Origin of the sequence: Lapillicoccus sp., from assembly GCF_036559105.1 — a bacterium.
In the GTDB taxonomy this organism is placed as follows: Bacteria; Actinomycetota; Actinomycetes; order Actinomycetales; family Dermatophilaceae; genus Lapillicoccus.
On the sequence record NZ_DATBTV010000064.1, the window covers coordinates 1 to 15,198 of the forward strand.

15 protein-coding genes are annotated in these 15,198 nt (G+C 71.2%); 7 read left to right on the forward strand and 8 right to left on the reverse strand.

Features of this window, described 5'->3' with window-relative positions; genetic code table 11:
* The first annotated feature begins 157 nt into the window (after positions 1-157).
* Together VIG79_RS08270 and VIG79_RS08275 are read left to right on the forward strand one after the other, a co-directional pair.
* Positions 158-661 (forward strand): SRPBCC family protein, encoded by a 504-nt coding sequence (locus VIG79_RS08270; RefSeq protein WP_331884473.1) that lies wholly within the window; start codon positions 158-160, stop codon positions 659-661.
* Positions 661-1,281, forward strand: coding sequence for a dihydrofolate reductase family protein (locus VIG79_RS08275; RefSeq protein WP_331884475.1), 621 nt, complete (start codon positions 661-663; stop codon positions 1,279-1,281). Before VIG79_RS08270 ends, VIG79_RS08275 begins: the two co-directional genes overlap by 1 nt.
* A 181-nt stretch (positions 1,282-1,462) precedes the next feature.
* Here VIG79_RS08275 and VIG79_RS08280 read toward each other — a convergent pair whose 3' ends face one another.
* The 5 genes from VIG79_RS08280 to VIG79_RS08300 all read right to left on the reverse strand — a co-directional run bounded on the left by VIG79_RS08280 (position 1,463) and on the right by VIG79_RS08300 (position 4,886).
* On the reverse strand, positions 1,463-1,693 hold the full coding sequence (locus tag VIG79_RS08280; RefSeq protein ID WP_331884477.1) for a hypothetical protein: 231 nt from the start codon (positions 1,691-1,693) through the stop codon (positions 1,463-1,465).
* A 521-nt stretch (positions 1,694-2,214) separates the two neighbouring features.
* The gene (locus tag VIG79_RS08285) at positions 2,215-2,514 is read right to left on the reverse strand and encodes a phosphatase RsbU N-terminal domain-containing protein (RefSeq protein ID WP_331884478.1); all 300 of its coding nucleotides are present in this window, start codon (positions 2,512-2,514) and stop codon (positions 2,215-2,217) included.
* Positions 2,498-2,911: an STAS domain-containing protein gene (locus tag VIG79_RS08290; RefSeq protein ID WP_331884479.1), complete on the reverse strand. Its 414-nt coding sequence runs from the start codon at positions 2,909-2,911 to the stop codon at positions 2,498-2,500. Before VIG79_RS08290 ends, VIG79_RS08285 begins: the two co-directional genes overlap by 17 nt.
* Positions 2,908-3,801 carry an STAS domain-containing protein gene (locus tag VIG79_RS08295; protein WP_331884480.1) on the reverse strand — a complete coding sequence of 298 codons (894 nt, stop codon included), beginning with the start codon at positions 3,799-3,801 and terminating at the stop codon, positions 2,908-2,910. Before VIG79_RS08295 ends, VIG79_RS08290 begins: the two co-directional genes overlap by 4 nt.
* Positions 3,798-4,886: a sigma-70 family RNA polymerase sigma factor gene (locus VIG79_RS08300; protein ID WP_331884482.1), complete on the reverse strand. Its 1,089-nt coding sequence runs from the start codon at positions 4,884-4,886 to the stop codon at positions 3,798-3,800. Before VIG79_RS08300 ends, VIG79_RS08295 begins: the two co-directional genes overlap by 4 nt.
* A gap of 344 nt (positions 4,887-5,230) precedes the next feature.
* On the opposite strand from VIG79_RS08300, the gene VIG79_RS08305 reads away from it, so the two are divergent.
* From VIG79_RS08305 to VIG79_RS08320, 4 genes are all read left to right on the forward strand, one after another.
* The gene (locus VIG79_RS08305; RefSeq protein WP_331884484.1) at positions 5,231-5,605 is read left to right on the forward strand and encodes a PRC-barrel domain-containing protein; all 375 of its coding nucleotides are present in this window, start codon (positions 5,231-5,233) and stop codon (positions 5,603-5,605) included.
* Between the two features lie 69 nt (positions 5,606-5,674).
* On the forward strand, positions 5,675-6,067 hold the full coding sequence (locus tag VIG79_RS08310; protein WP_331884486.1) for a VOC family protein: 393 nt from the start codon (positions 5,675-5,677) through the stop codon (positions 6,065-6,067).
* Between the two features lie 161 nt (positions 6,068-6,228).
* Positions 6,229-7,071 carry a patatin-like phospholipase family protein gene (locus VIG79_RS08315; RefSeq protein ID WP_331884488.1) on the forward strand — a complete coding sequence of 281 codons (843 nt, stop codon included), beginning with the start codon at positions 6,229-6,231 and terminating at the stop codon, positions 7,069-7,071.
* Positions 7,071-8,102: a glycerophosphodiester phosphodiesterase gene (locus tag VIG79_RS08320; protein ID WP_331884490.1), complete on the forward strand. Its 1,032-nt coding sequence runs from the start codon at positions 7,071-7,073 to the stop codon at positions 8,100-8,102. The genes VIG79_RS08315 and VIG79_RS08320 overlap by 1 nt, the downstream gene beginning before the upstream one ends.
* Here VIG79_RS08320 and VIG79_RS08325 read toward each other — a convergent pair.
* Positions 8,092-8,961, reverse strand: a complete 870-nt coding sequence (locus tag VIG79_RS08325; RefSeq protein WP_331884492.1) for a CHAD domain-containing protein — start codon at positions 8,959-8,961, stop codon at positions 8,092-8,094. The genes VIG79_RS08320 and VIG79_RS08325 overlap by 11 nt on opposite strands.
* Positions 8,962-9,064: 103 nt before the next feature.
* Here VIG79_RS08325 and VIG79_RS08330 point away from each other — a divergent pair, with 103 nt between their 5' ends.
* The gene (locus VIG79_RS08330) at positions 9,065-9,694 is read left to right on the forward strand and encodes a 4'-phosphopantetheinyl transferase family protein (protein ID WP_331884493.1); all 630 of its coding nucleotides are present in this window, start codon (positions 9,065-9,067) and stop codon (positions 9,692-9,694) included.
* On the opposite strand, the gene VIG79_RS08335 is transcribed toward VIG79_RS08330, so the two are convergent.
* Both VIG79_RS08335 and VIG79_RS08340 read right to left on the reverse strand, forming a co-directional pair.
* Positions 9,687-11,033, reverse strand: coding sequence for a M1 family metallopeptidase (locus VIG79_RS08335; RefSeq protein WP_331884494.1), 1,347 nt, complete (start codon positions 11,031-11,033; stop codon positions 9,687-9,689). The genes VIG79_RS08330 and VIG79_RS08335 overlap by 8 nt on opposite strands.
* Complete coding sequence (locus VIG79_RS08340; protein WP_331884495.1) at positions 11,030-14,881, reverse strand: Pls/PosA family non-ribosomal peptide synthetase; 3,852 nt, start codon at positions 14,879-14,881, stop codon at positions 11,030-11,032. Before VIG79_RS08340 ends, VIG79_RS08335 begins: the two co-directional genes overlap by 4 nt.
* Positions 14,882-15,198: the final 317 nt, after the last annotated feature.

Sequence of the window (15,198 nt, forward strand, 5' to 3'; positions counted from 1 at the left end):
GCAGTGCAGGCAGACATCGCCTCTACGCCCTCGACGCCCGTGGGCTGCGACCGGTTCACGAGTGGACCGGCGGGTTCGAGCGGTTCTGGAACGAGAGTTTCGACCGGTTGGACGCCTACGTGCAGGGCCTCGAGCGGGAACGTCAGGAGGAACAGCCATGAGTGCAGCGGGACGGGGAGCGACGGCGCAGTCGACGGACCGCGTGATCGTGGTCTCGCGGGTCATCAGCGCCCCGCGGGAGCTGGTGTTCGAGGCGTTCACCGAGGTGCGGCACCTGTCGCGGTGGTGGGGACCCGAGGGGTTCACCACCACCACGCGGGCGTTCGAGTTCCGCGTGGGCGCAGAGTGGGAGTTCGTGATGCACGGACCGGACGGGACCGACTACCAGGAGTGGATCTCCTGGGTCGAGATCGCCCCGCCGGAGCGGATCGCGTTGCGGCACGGCCAGTTCCGCGACGACCCCGACACCTTCGAGTCGGTCATCACGTTCGCTCCCGACGGAAGCGGGGAGACCCGCATCGAGATGCGCACGGTGTTCCCCTCCAAGGAGCTGCGCGACGAAGCGATCGAGAGGTACCACGCGATCGAGGGCGGCCGGCAGACCCTGAGCAACCTGGCGGCCTACGTCGACGAGATCGCTCGGAAGGGCGTGGAGGGCTGATGGCGGGGACGGTGTTCTTCAGCGTGTCGATGTCGCTGGACGGTTTCATCGCGCCCGAGTCCCTCGGGGAGCTGACGGGGCGGCAGTGGATGGAGCTGCAGGGGTGGATCTTCCCCCAGCGTTTCTTCCGGGAGAACCTGAAGCTCGGCGGAGGCGGCGAGGAAGGGCGTGACAACGACATCGCGCGGGAGACGTTCGAGCGCACCGGCGCGAGCGTGATGGGCAAGCGCATGTTCGACGCCGGCGAGCAGATGTGGCCCGAGGAGGCCCCGTTCCACACGCCGGTCTTCGTCGTGACGCACGAGCGGCGTGACCCCTGGGAGCGGCCGGGTGGGACTACCTTCCACTTCGTCAACGACGGCATCGACACCGCGCTCGACCAGGCCCGTGCGGCGGCCGGCGACCGAGATGTCCGCATCGCGGGCGGTGGCGCAACGATCCTGCAGTATGTCAACGCCGGCCTGATCGACGAGTTCTCGGTCGCGCTCGCCCCCGTGCTGTTCGGCGCCGGGATCCGCCTGTTCGAGGGCGTGGACGCGCGCCGGGTGGCCCTGGAACAGGTCCGCGCGGAGCCGACCCAGCGGGTGACCCACCTGACCTACGCCGTCCGCGAGCGGTAGCCGGCTCGACCTCAGCGCTCCCCCGCCCCCGGTGGGCGTTCTGCCACCGGCGAATCCAGGGGCCCGTCCAGTGGTGACACATACCCAGGGGGCGGCGGAGGATCGGGGGTCACCGGGGGGAAGACGGTCCCATCGGGCCGCAGGTTGGAGGTGTTGCTCGGCACGGGCTCCGTACGGGACGTCATGACGTCGCAGACGGCTCGGGCTGGCTCTCCTCATCCAGGGTCGGCGGCGCCTCCATCGGACAGGACATCGGCAGCGGCAGTCCGCGGCGCAGGGCCTCGTCGCGAAGGTGGAAGAGCCGGGCGAAGCCGGACTCGAGCTCGTCGCGGGCCTCCCAGCGCAGGCACTCGCTGCGTACCTCGGCCAGCAGGTCGTCGTCGGTCAGGGTGGCCGTGTCGTTGATCGTCACATCGATTCCTCTCGTCTCCATCGAGCAGATTCCGCAGCGACGTCACTCACGCTCGCGACCACAGGTCGAGGTCCGACGGACCGAGATCCAGGGTGCGCCGCGGGCATCGGCCGGCCGTGGTGAGGTCCTGGTCGGGCGTCGCTGCCGGCGGTGCGTGGGGGGCGGCAGCGAGGCTCACCGGGCGTGGCGTCTCCCGTCAGCAGCCCCGGGCCGGATCCCGCCGGCGGAGATGAGAGCGAGCGCGGTCCCTGCGGTGGCGATTCTCGTTCGAACCATGATGGTGGAGGCCCTTCTGTGGAGGCGTCTGCGACCGCGTACTGCTGTGGTGTGCGTAAGGGCCGCCCTGCACCGGTGAAGACCCTGCTCTCGCGCCCTGATGACGCGGGTCGTCCTCGTGTGGGCAGAAGTGCCGTCACGGTGCTCCCGCGATATGCGGCACGCATCCCCGCGTCATGTACCCGCGTCGACGGCGTCCACTGCGCGCCCGCACCGGCTCGGGAGGTCCCGCCTGTGCGGGACGGTCAGTCGCGGTCCAGGTGGGCGCGCTGCGCCATCTCGTAGGCGGCGACGACCTCGCAGAAGAACGTGCCGGCAGCATCGACCAGCTCGGAACGCTCGCCCGCACTCGTCTGCTCCAGCACTTCGCGTAGGACGCGGTGGTGCACCAGGACCAGGTCGAGCAGGCTCACCGAGCCGGCGATGGCCTCCCGGCCGATGGCGTACCCGGCGGTGAGGGCACCCTCGTCGTGGCGCGGCAGGTAGCGGAGGAAGGCGATCCGGTAGTCCTGCGTCAGCCCGGCGAGGTCAGCTCCCGGCGTCACGGACACTTCGCCCGGTCGTCAGGGTGGGCGGCCGCTGGTGCCGATCGAGGAACGCCAGGCCCTCCTCGAGGTCCAACGCCGTGGCGACGGACCCGGTCCCCATCCCGAGCCGCACCATGGACAGGGCCACGTCGGGCTGGATGCCGACGATCACCGTCGTGGCGCCCCGGAGCCGGGCCATCTCGGCGATGCTCCGCAGGGTGGTGAACCCGAACGAGTCGAGCACGTCCAAAGCGGCCACATCGATGATCACGCCGGTCGCGCGGTAGCGGCCGATCTGGTCCACGAGGTCGTTGCGGAACCGGATCATCTCCGTGTCGTCGAGCGCAGTGTGCACCGACGCGACCAGGGAGGAACCCTGTCGCAGGATGGAGACGAGCGCCGGTCCGGACCTCACAGCGTGCTGGCACCGTCCTCTCGGGTGACCGTGTAGCCGAGCAGTCGCTCGGCCTCTTCCAGGCCGCCCTGCAGGTCGCCGATGGTGTTCATCTTGCTGAGGTCCAAGCCGAGCGTGACGAGGGTCTGGGCGATGGTCGGGGACAGTCCGGTAATGATGACGCTCGCGCCCATCAGACGTGACGCGTCGACCGTCTGGACCAGGTGGTTGGCCACGGTGGCGTCGACGTCCGGCGCTCCCGTGATGTCGATCACGACGACCTTCGCCCGGTGGGTCCGGATCCCGGTGAGCAGCTGTTCGGTCAGCTGACGGGCTCGCTCACTGTCGAGAACCCCGATGATCGGCAGGATGAGCAGCCGTTCCCGGACCGGCAGCACGGGTGTGGACAGCTCGCGGATCGCATCCTGCTGCTGGCGGATGACGCGCTCACGTTCGTCGACGAAGCTGACCGCGACGGTGTTGGCGATCCGGTTCGCGGCCGGTTCGTACGCATCGAGGACCCGGTTCAGCAGTGAGAAGTCGCGTTGGTACTTCTCGAACAACGAGCGAGCGAGCACGTCGCGGAGCAGGAGCACGATGCCCACGACCTCGTGCGTCTCGACACCACGGGGAATGATCCGCTCGGACAGGTCCCGGGCGTAGTGCTGCAGCGCCTCGACGCTGCCGGTCTCGAGCACCTCGACGTAGTTGTCGTAGACCGAGGTCGTCTCCGCGGCCCTCTCCTGCTGGGTCATCGCCTCGAGCAGGTGGGTCTCGTGGATCCGGCTGACCCACTCCTGGCGGAGCTTGCCCCGGTTGTCCCGCAGGTGCGCCACCAGCTGTGGCAGCAGCTGGTCCTCGTCGGCCTCCCCCGGTTCGACCACTACCTCGATGTCCTTGGACTGCGTCACGGTTGTCCTTCCTTGCACCATTTGGTCATCGTCACGGTGGTCCCCCGACCTTCCTCGGACACGACGGCGAACTCGTCCATCAGCCGTCGGGCCCCGGGCAGGCCCAGGCCCAGGCCCGCATACGTGCTGAAGCCGTCGGCCATCGCCTCGTCGACGTCGGGGATTCCTGGCCCGCCGTCCCGGGCGACGACCTGGACGCCGCGGCGGCCGTTCAGCTCCACCACCTCCACGACGATCTCGCCGCCCTCGGTGAACCGGACGATGTTACGGGCCACCTCCGAGACGGCGGTAGCCAGCAGGGTCAGGTTCGTCCCCTCCATCCCGGACCGGGCCGCCAGCTCCCGAGCCGTCTGCCGGGCCGTCACGATGTCCGCATCTCGGCTGATGGGGATGCGAACGGAGTCGTCACGACTGTGGCCGCGGGCTATGAGGGGCTCGCTCAGCCGAGCACACAGGGCGCACTGAAGGACATGGCCGGCGGCGTCGACCTCTCGTTGGCGACGCCGATCCCCGCTGGACAGGGCCAGGAGTACCGGCCGGCACCTGTCCGTCGGCGGCTCGGCCTGCTCCAACGCGAGCAGATACTCCACGCGGAGCCGAGCGCGCGTCCGGTTCAGCTGCGCGGCCACGGCCCCGGAGGTCGAGCCGGTACGCGCGGCCAGGCTGCGCGTGTCGTGTCCGGCGACCTCGTGGGCCAGCAGGGTGTCTCGCTCCCGCTCGTCCAGACGACCCAGGGCCTCGGCGATGGCCGCCTGCTCCTCACCGGCGAGCAACGTCTCGTCCGGAGCCTCCGGTGAGCTCAGGTCGACCATGCGGTGCCGGTTCCGGTCACGGCGGTCGGCGTCGCGCCACATCGTCGCGACGACGTTGCGAGCCGTCACGATCGTGTAGGGCTCGAGCATGCCCGGCTCGATCCGCGGCAGCGCCGCGAGGACCCGCACCAGGGTCTCCTGGATCAGGTCGTCAGCGGAGGGATGAGCACCCACACGCGCGAGCACGATGCGACGAACCATCGGCATCAGGGCGGCGACGTCCCCCGAGGGGTCGTGACCTGCAGCCGGGTCCTCAATGGACTCAGCACTCACACCCAGCACGCTAGTCACGTGCTGTGGGTTCCGCGCGCTCAGGTCGTCCGATCCCGACAAGAGGGCGCGACAGCGCCACCAGATCGCCACTGCGGGGACGCCTGACCAGCACGTTCCAGCGTACGGAACGTGCTCCTGACGTGGCGGGGGGTCTTCTCGTCATGTCGAGGCTTCGGCGGAGTCTTCATGAGTGCAGGCGGGATTCCCTGGTTCGAGGGGGCTCAGACCGGCCGGAGCCGAGGAAGCAGTGCCCCACCGACGAGCGGGCGGGGCACTGCCCGCTCACCACGCGACGACGAGCGCCGCCGACACGAGATCCGACCCCACGAGCGAAGGAGGCACCCATGTCCGTACAGCGGCCGCTGCCCACCACAACACCTGACCGGTGCAGGACCACGGTCACCAGCTCCCCGACCCGCGATGTGGCCCATGTCGACGTCTACCGATCCACCGGGGAGCGAATCGGGCGGGCGAACTCGATCTGCCTCGACCACACATCACAGCGGCCGGCGTGGGTCGGTGTCACGACGGGACTCTTCGCGACGCATCAGAGCTTCATTCCCCTGACCGACGCGGCCATCGCGCCCGACCGGATCACGGTGGTGTTCAGCAAGGAGCACATCAGGGACTCCCCCACCGTCGAACCCGTCGACGCACGGCTCACCCCCCGTGACGAGCGTTCCCTCAACGCTCACTACGGGCTCGGCGGTCGCAGATAGCCGTTCGACCTCGCCGTGGGAGGGTTCGCCGGTGGCGGCGCCGGTCGCCTCAGGACTCAGGAGGCTCCCGTGGAGATGAAGCTCGAGCTCGTACCCGTCCCCGTCAGTGACGTGGACCGGGCCAAGGCGTTCTACGTCGACCAGCTCGGCTTCGTGGCGGATGTGGACGTGCGTCCGGTCGACGGCGTCCGGGTGGTCCAGCTGACTCCGCCCGGTTCGGCCTGCTCGATCGGCATCGGTACGGGGTTGGCCGCCTACGAGGCGACTCCCGGTTCGGTGCGAGCCCTGCACCTGGTGGTCGACGACATCGAGCAGGCCCGAACCGAGCTGGTCGACCGAGGTGTTGACGTCGGCGAGGTGACCGACGTCGGCGGTGGGGTCCTCTATGCGGCGCTCACCGATCCGGACGGCAACACGCTGACGCTGCAACAGATGCCGTGGCGTACCGGCGACGCCTTCTGAGGTCTCGGTGGTGCGTCGGCTGAGGGGCGATCACCGACGATGAACACGGACGGGCCGACGACAAGGACCGCCTGCGCGTCGCACGGCGCCGTGTCGAGAGCCGTTGGATCGCGCTCGTGCCAGAGTGGTCCGACGATGTCGGCGCTCTTCGAGGAGGACCCGTGACCGCGGAGACGTGGGTGTTCGGCGGCGGCGGCGTCGGGGGCATCGCCTGGCAGATCGGCCTCGTGGCCGGCCTGCACGACGAGGGCGTCGAGATCGACGCTCACTCTCCGCTGCTCGGGACGAGTGCCGGCGCCGTGGTTGCGGCTCAGGTCGGCAGTGGCGTGCCGGTCGAGGAGCTGTTCGACCAGCAGCGCTCCGGTGTCGACTACGAGGTCCCCAAGGGGCTGTCGCTGCGCATGCTGCTGACGATGACGTGGCAGGGCCTGGTGGCTCGCTCGGCCCACGACTTCGGGCGGCGGATCGGTCGGCCGGCCGTGGCGTTCGGCCAGGAGGAGGCGCCGATCCGCCGTCAGGTGATCGAGGCACGGCTGCCTCGTCATGACTGGGGCGACCGGGACATCGGGGTGGTTACCGTGGACGCCGACACCGGCGAGCACCACGTGATGACTCGAGGTGACGGCGTGTCCCTGGTGGACGCCGTGATGGCCAGCTGCGCGATACCGCTGGTCTGGCCGGTCGTCCCGATCGACGGCCATCGCTACATGGACGGCGGTATGCGCTCTCCGGTCAACCTCGACCTCGCGCCGGGCGACGGACCGGTCGTCGCCCTGGCCCCCACGACCCGGTGGCAGCGCTGGGCCCGGATCACCGACCAGCGGACGAGTTTGGGGCCTGACCGTCCGGTGGAGATCCTGACCATGTCCCGCGAGGTGCGGCATGCTCAGGGCCGCAACCCCCTCGACATCGACAAGGTCCCCGCCGTCGCACTGGCGGGTAGGGCCCAGGGTCGCCACGCGGCAGCGGCGTTACGAGCCGCCCTGCCGGGCGAGAGCCATTGATGGTCCGCACACCGGCCGGCGTCACCTCGCCCGCCGCCGGACCGTTGGTCATCGGCCACCGCGGCGCGTCCGGCTACCGGCCGGAGCACACCCTGGCCTCCTACGAGCTGGCCGCCCGGATGGGCGCCGACCTCATCGAGCCGGACGTCGTCCCGACCAGGGACCACGTGCTGGTCGTGCGCCACGAGAACCAGATCTCAGAGACGACCGACGTCGCCGCCCATCCGGAGTTCGCGGCCCGCCGGGCCACGAAGACGGTGGACGGGGTGACGATCACCGGCTGGTTCACCGAGGACTTCACCCTCGCGGAGCTCCTCACGCTCCGCGCGAAGGAGCGGCTGCCGCAGGTCCGCCAGGAGAACACCCTCTACGACGGGCGGTGGACGGTGGCGACCCTGCAGGAGGTGTTCGAGCTGCGCGAGCGTCTCGGCACGGAGCTGGGCCGCGAGATCGGGATCATCCCCGAGACCAAGCACCCCACGTACTTCAAGAGCATCGGGCTGCCGCTGGAGGAGAAGCTCGTGGCGATGGTGCGCGCCTTCGACCTGGACCAGGCCACGGCACCGATCGTCATCCAGTCGTTCGAGCTGAACAACCTCGTCGAGCTGCGCGAGACATGTCGGTTGTCGGCGCCGGCGGTGTTCCTGACCTCGACGTCCGGCCAGGGCTTCGGCGACAGCCAGACGTATGCGGAGCTCCTGACGCCGGCGGGCCTGGAGACGATCAGCGCCTGGGTGACGTCCATCGGCCCCGACAAGAACCAGGTGATCCCGCGCAACGCCGACGGCTCACTGGGCTCCCCGACGTCGCTGGTCGCCGATGCCCACGCGGCCGGCCTGACCGTGGTCCCCTACGCGTTCCGGGCCGAGAACCAGTTCCTGCCGACCGACCTGCGAGTGGGCACGGACCCCAACGACTTCGGACAGGCGATCGCCGAGGCCGTGACCTTCATGCGGGCCGGGATCGACGGCCTGTTCTGCGACCAACCGGACATCGGCGTGGAGGCCCGCAAGGACTTCGCTACCGGCTGAGCCGATCGCGCAACGCGTCGAACACCACGGCCGTCCCGTCACGGTGAGCGGCCGGCTCCGCGGCGAGCTCGGCCAACGCGTCCCGAGCGACCGCGCGGTCCTGTCGGGTGCCGAGCTCGTTCTGGAACGCGGTCATCCGGCGGATCGTCTCGTCGGCGCGCTCGCCCAGAGCAGGAGAGGCCATCTCGGCGACGTAGCGAGCCCGCTTGCCGGACTTGCGCGCCTCGTGCATGAGGAGGTCCGGTCGTCCCGCCGCCACAGCGGCGTCGAGACGCCGCTGGAACCGCCGCTCGGCACGATGCAGGAAGGTCAGGGCCTCCGGAGAGCTCGGGTGGAGGTCGCCCAGAAACGGCATACCGCTGTGCCACTGTCCGGCCAGGTCGGACAGCTTCACGTAGCGGCGCTTGTCGAGCCCCTCGCGAAGGCGTCCTGACGCCGCCTCGAGACGACGGGCGAGGTAGGCGTCGGCCTGAGCCCGAGCCGCGCGCGTCACCGTCTCGTCCGGCAGCGTGTCCAGCTCGTCCTCCAACGTGTCCTGCAGGACCTGGACGTCCCGCACGTCACCCAACAGCCGCGCATACCAACGGAGCCCCTCATCGAGGACCGTCGCCGAGCTGGGGTCGAGCAGGCCGCGGATCTCGCGGAGCACGCTGCGGTAGCGGCGGGTGGCGACTCGCGTCGGGTGAACGACGTCCAGCTGACCAGCGCGCAGCTCACGCTCGCCGGCCATCAGGGCCTGGTACTGGATGTCGAGGTAGGCCTGAGCCAGGCGCTCGACATGCTCGAGGCGGGCATCACCCAGCGCATCGTCCGGCGCGTTCCCGGGGTCAGCGCCCTCCAGCCATGCCGCTTGTGCCACGTGCTGACCTCCGTCGGGTTTGTCGCCACCACAATCATGCCCGGCCGCCCACGCTCACCGACACGAAAGCCCGAGACCACGCCGATCGGCCAGGATGACCCCCATGCACGAGCGTGAACCGGCGGACGCCCAGGCCGCGGACATGACGGGCGTCCTGGTGCGCGTGCTGGTCCGCCATGACGGCTGGGACGTCGCGGAGGCGGCGCTGGTCGAGCTGGTCGCGCAGACCCTGCCGGCCCCGGCGGACCACGTGCGGCTCGGTCGGCGCTGCCCTCGGTGCGGAGCGACCGACCACGGTCGGCCGGTGGTGGTCGCCCCCCTCGACGGACGACGCCTCCACGTATCGCTCGGCCGGACGCTGGGTCGAGTCGCCGTTGCCGTCGGGTCGGCCGGTCCGGTCGGAGTTGACATCGAGAGGGTCGACCCCGAGCGGTTCGCCGGCGTGGCTACCGTCGCGCAGCACGACGACGAGCCCGACGCGGACTCCCTTGATCTGCTGGCGGCGCGGTGGGTGCAGAAGGAGGCGATCCTCAAGGCCACCGGGTGGGGCCTGACCGAGGACCCCGCCGGCCTGGACCTCACTCCCCGGAGGCCGTCCCCGTTCGCGGTGACGGCCACCCGCAACGGTCTCGTGGTTCGCGTGTGGGTCTCCGAGCTCGGTGTCGGGACGCGGTATGCGGCGGCCGTGGCCGTGGTCGGCGAGACACCGCCCCGGGTGACCCTGGTCAGCTGACCGGCAGGTCGGGCAGCCCCCGCTCGTACAGCCAGGCGTCGGCGAGCGGGCGCAGCCGGGGCCCCAGCCGCTCGGCCGCGAAGTCGACGAACTCCTCCGTCGTCACCGAGCCGTCGGCGTGGTCGGTGGCCCAGGCCCGCAGCATCGCGAAGAACGGCACGTCGCCGGCCGTGCTGCGGATCGCGTGCAGGAACAGCGCGCCCCGCTTGTACACGCGGTCGTCGAACATCGTCCGCGCGGTCGGGTCGGCCAGGACGAGGTCCTGTGGCAGTCGGCGGAGGCGCCCCCAGTGGGCGGCGGCGTGAGTGGCGGCCGGGGACCCGCCCGAACCGTGCTGCCACCGCCATTCCGACCAGAGCCACTCCGCGTAACAGGCGAACCCCTCGTGCAGCCAGATGTCTCGCCAGCGGGATGCCGTCACGCTGTTGCCGAACCACTGGTGAGCCAGCTCGTGCGCGATGAGGCGTTCGGCGCTCCAGTCGGCGCGGAGGTAGTTGGAGCCGAACGTCGACAGCGTCTGGGCCTCGATCGGGATCTCCAGGGGGTCGTCCGTGACCACCACGGTGTAGCCGTCGAACGGGTACGGTCCGAAGAGGGAGACGAACGCCTCGAGCATCTCGGCCTGGCGGGTGAACGCCACCGCGACCCCCGCCCGGCGGGCCGGTGGGTGGACGATCGCCACCGGGACCGCGTCGGCGTGGAGGCCCGGGACGGGCGTGGTGACGTAGCGACCGATCTGGACCGTCGCGAGGTACGAGGCCATCGGACGGCTCAGCTCGTAGACCCACGAGGTCGTGCTGGCGCGGGACGTCCTGCTGGTCAGCCGTCCGTTCGCGATGACGACGTAGGCGGACGAGGTCCGGACGCAGATCCGGTAGGTCGCCTTGTCCGAGGGTCGGTCGTTGCACGGGAACCAGGAGGGGGCGCCGTAGGGCTGGGCCGCGACGAGCACCCCGTCGGTGAGCTCCTCCCAGCCCACCTCGCCGTCCGGACCGGGCACCATCCGGGGGGTGCCTGCATACCGGACGACGAGCCGGAGCGCGTGTCCGACCGGCAGGACCTCGTTGAGGCGCACCGAGAGCCGGCCGCGACGGTGCTGCCATCGAGAGCTCCGTGCACCGTTCAGGCGGACCTCGGAGACCCTCAACGCATACAGGTCGAGGGTCAGGACCCTGGTGGGAGCGTGGACGACCACGTCGAGCGTCGCCGTCCCGGAGAGGTGGTTCCCGACCTGACGGTAGGTGAGGTCGAGGTCGTAGTGCGAGACGCCGTAGGAGAGGTCCCCGTGCCCGGGGACCAGGTCGTCGCCCTGCACGGGAGTGGTGGCGGAAGTCGTCATGACGAGGGCGTCTCCGGTCGCCACGGGGCGACCGGGTTACCGATCCACCTGGTGCGGTCCGGCACCGACTCTCCTCTCATCACCAGCGATCCCGGACCCACGGTGCTGTGCCGCCCGAGGGTGGCCGCCGGTAGGACGATGCTGTTGGGACCCAAGGTGGCCCCCGTGCGAAGGGTCACCGTATCCATGCTGAGCAACCGGTCGTGGAAGAGGTGGGTCTGCACCACACACCCGGGGTTGACGGTGGCCCCGTCCTCCACGGTGACGAGGTCCATCTCCGGCAGCCAGTAGGTCCCGCACCAGACCCCGCGTCCGATCTTCGCCCCCATGCTCCGCAGCCACACGTTCAGCACCGGGGTACCCACCGCGGCCCGAGCGAACCACGGGGCGGCCAGTACCTCCACGAAGGTGTCGGCCAGCTCGTTTCGCCACACGAACGAGCTCCACAGGGGATGCTCCGACGTTCGCAACCGCCCGACCAGCGCCCACTTGGCCAGCGAGGAGAGGCCCGCCGCGACCGCCCCGGCGGCCACCAGCACGACCCCCGAGAGCACGACGGCGAGCCCGGCGCCCCGGTCCAGCAGCCAGAGCAGGGCCGCGCAGACGAGGACCGCCAGAGCCGCGTGCAGCCATACCGGCACGAGGCGACACAGCTCGATGAGCGCCCGCGCCCACCGCAGCCTCCGTGCCGGTCGGAACGTGCGGCTCTGGTCGACGTCGGCGCCCGTACGGCGCAGCGGCTCGGGCGGGCTCCCGAGCCATGAGGTCCCTCGCTTCGCGCTGGCCCGCGCCGGCGCGGCCGACAGCACCGCGACCAGACCCTGGCGGGGCACCTTACGTCCGGGGGCGGTCATGCCCGAGTTCCCGACGAACGCATGCTTGCCGACCTTCACGTCGCCGATCCGCAGCCATCCCCCGCCGAGCTCGTAGCCGCCCAACAGGGTGTCGTCGGCCAGGAAGGCGCCGTCCCCCACCGACGTGAGCCGGGGGATCAACAGGACCGTGGACGCCTCGACGTCATGTCCGACGCGGGCGCCGAGGGCGCGGAGCCAGGCCGACGTCAGCTGGCTGGAGTACAGCGGGAACAACCACGTCCGCGCCTCGTCCAGGACCCGGAGGACCGACCAGGCCTGCCACGCCGGCCGGCTGTAGACCGGGTAGGCGCCCGCGGTCAGTCCCACGCTCCAGGCGCGGACCGCGACCCAGACCAGCACGGCGATGAGCGCCATCGCCCCCGTCGCCGCGACGGGGACCGACGACAGGGCCACCCCCACGGCGCGGCCCCACGTGTCCGCCGCCAACAGCGGTCCGGCCACCGCTAGGACGACGACCGCGGTCGCGATGCCCGGCAAGGACGACACCCCCAGCGCGGTCACGGCGTACCCGGCCAGCCAGGACGGCCGGTCGTCAGGGCTGGTCGGCTGCAGCGGGCCACGGGCCCTGCCGTTGTGACGAGCGGGCGACCCGGACCACCACTGGCCCGCGGGGACGACCCCGACGACGGCGGACCCCGGTGCGATCTCCGACGCGGCACCGATGTCCGCCCCCGGCAGGAGGACGGTGCGCGCACCGACGCGGGCGTCGGCCCGGACGCGAATCGCCCCCAGGTGCAGGACGTTGCCCTCGATCCAGTACCCCGTCAGGTCGACCTCGGGCTCGATCGAACAGCCGTCGTCGAGCTGCAGCATGCCGGTGACCGGCGGGATCGCATGGAGATCGACGTCGCGGCCGACCCTCGCGCCGAGCAGTCGCGCATACTGGCGCATCCACGCCGCGGTGGACAGGTTCACCGCTCCGAGCTCGTCGACCCACTGCTCGGCCAGCCAGACCCTCGCGTGGACCCGTCCGCCTCGCGGATGGTCTCCCGGTCGGACGCCGGCGAGGAACAGCCGAGCGCCGCCCGCGGCGAGCAGCAGCCGGAGTGGGCTGACCAGGAGCAGCCAACCGGCCAGCACCCACCACCAGGACACGGCCGGCAGCCACGGCGCGGTCGACCACTCGCCGGCGAGCGCGGCTCCCGCCGCCACCCAGGTGAGCCACCGCAGGCCGGACATCGTGCGCAGCACGATGCTCGCGAGCACCTGGGTCGTCTGCATGCGCCTCGGCACCGGGTCCACGGCGGGGTTGCTCGGCGTGACCGGTCCGTCCATCGCGTCGAGGAAGGCCGCCAGACCCCGTAGGTCGGGTGTCGCATAGACGTGCGCGACGGTGACGTCAGGGAACCGCTGGCGCAGCACCGACACGAGCTGGGCGGCGCTGAGGCTGCCCCCGCCGGAGTCGAAGAAGTCGTCCGACGGTCCCGGCTGGACCCCGAGGATCTGCTCCCAGACGGTCTGCAGCCACCCGGCGGTGCCCTTCAGCGCCCCACCGGGCGCGGGGGCGTTCGTCGCGCCCGTCGCCACCGGCCACGGGAGCGCGTCCCGGTCGATCTTCCCTGATGTCCGCGTCGGCAGGACGTCCACGACCGCCAGCCGCGGCACCAGCGGCGCCGGCAGCGTCGACCGGAGATGGGTCAGAGCCACGTCGCGTTCGAACCCGTCCTGCACGGCCACGTACCCGACGAGCACCGTCCCGCCGGAGGCCGTGCGGCGCACCGCGGCCGCCGCGCCGGACACTCCCGGAACGGCGAGCAGGGCACTGTCCACCTCGCCCAGCTCGATCCGCCGGCCGCCCAGCTTGACCTGGTCGTCGGCGCGCCCGACGAACACGAGCCCCGCCGCCTCGTTCCGCACCAGGTCGCCGCTGCGGTATGCGCGTCCCCAGCCGAGGGAGGGCATGGCTGCGTACTTCTCGGCGTCCTTCACCGGGTCGAGGTAACGAGCGAGCCCCACTCCGCCGATGATCAGCTCGCCCACCTCGCCGTCGGCGACCGGCTGCAGCTCGGGACCGACGACCGCCAGGTCCCAGCCGTCCAGCGGCAGCCCGATCCGCACGGGGGGCGTCCCATCCAGCCGGGCGGCGCACGCGACCACCGTGGCCTCGGTCGGACCGTAGGTGTTCCACACCTCGCGACCGTCCGACGCCAGCCGCAACGCCAGCTCGGCCGGACACGCCTCACCGCCAAGGATCAGCAGCCGGACCTCGGCCAGGGCCGCCGAGGGCCAGAGCGCCACCAGGGTCGGGACCGTCGACACGATGGTGATCCCGTTGGCGACCATCCACGGCCCGAGGTCCATGCCGCTGCGCACGAGAGACCGCGGTGCCGGGATCAGGCAGGCACCGTGGGCCCAGGCCAGCCACATCTCCTCGCAGGAGGCGTCGAAGGCGACCGACAGGCCGGCCATCACCCTGTCCCCCGGACGGATCGGCCGGTCCTGGAGGAACAGCCGCGCCTCGGCATCCACGAACGCCGCCGCACTGCGGTGCCGCACCGCCACGCCCTTCGGTCGTCCGGTCGACCCCGAGGTGAAGATCACCCAGGCGTCGTCCTCGGGCCCCGGCTCCTCAGGGACGCGCGCGGGTGCGCCCTGCGTCCTGACCTCGATCACCAGATCCGCGCTGACCAGCGCGGCCACCTCCGCCTCGTCGAACACCAGCCGAGCCCGTACGTCCGGGTCGTCCGCGTCGACCGGCACATACGCCGCTCCGGCCAGCAGGACGCCGACGATCGCGACATACAGCTCCGACGTCCCGGACGGTATGCGGATCCCCACCCGGTCACCCCCACCGACGCCGGCCCGGTTGAGCTCCAGAGCGACCGCCTCGGCGGCTTCGAGCATCTCGCTGTAGGTCAGGACGTCCGCACCGCTGTCGACCGCGGGATCGTCCGGCCACTGGGTGGCGGTCTCGCGGAGGATCGCCACCAGGGTTCGTGGCGGGGCAGCCCGGTCGGACCGCAGCAGGCTCATGACCGGACCGACCCGCCGGCGGGTAGCCACCTCATCCGAGCTCGGCATCCGGCCGTGGCAGTGCCTCGATTCCGTTCGGTTCGTCAGGGTCGTGCTGGTGCGGGCAGCGCTTTCTCGAGGCACCGGTCTCGGTGCTCGGCTCGCGCCCGGACGTCGACCAGGGCCGGCGCGTCCGGGCCGTCGTCGGCGCTTCGCGGGGGCATGCGCCGAACACTAGTGCTGCTGGGCGGACCATCGACGACACCTGAACAGCGGGTCGGATGACGGGATCGGGTAACCGTCCCGTCGAGCTGTCGATCTCACCGTAGGCGTGGCCG

Bases quoted from the DNA above. Each gene is read 5' to 3' on its own strand.
- VIG79_RS08335 (WP_331884494.1), bottom strand. From the start codon at position 11,033: ATGACGACTTCCGCCACCACTCCCGTGCAGGGCGACGACCTGGTCCCC.
- VIG79_RS08270 (WP_331884473.1), top strand. From the start codon at position 158: ATGAGTGCAGCGGGACGGGGAGCGACGGCGCAGTCGACGGACCGCGTG.
- VIG79_RS08330 (WP_331884493.1), top strand. From the start codon at position 9,065: ATGCACGAGCGTGAACCGGCGGACGCCCAGGCCGCGGACATGACGGGC.
- VIG79_RS08340 (WP_331884495.1), bottom strand. From the start codon at position 14,881: ATGAGCCTGCTGCGGTCCGACCGGGCTGCCCCGCCACGAACCCTGGTG.
- VIG79_RS08305 (WP_331884484.1), top strand. From the start codon at position 5,231: ATGTCCGTACAGCGGCCGCTGCCCACCACAACACCTGACCGGTGCAGG.
- VIG79_RS08320 (WP_331884490.1), top strand. From the start codon at position 7,071: ATGGTCCGCACACCGGCCGGCGTCACCTCGCCCGCCGCCGGACCGTTG.
- VIG79_RS08275 (WP_331884475.1), top strand. From the start codon at position 661: ATGGCGGGGACGGTGTTCTTCAGCGTGTCGATGTCGCTGGACGGTTTC.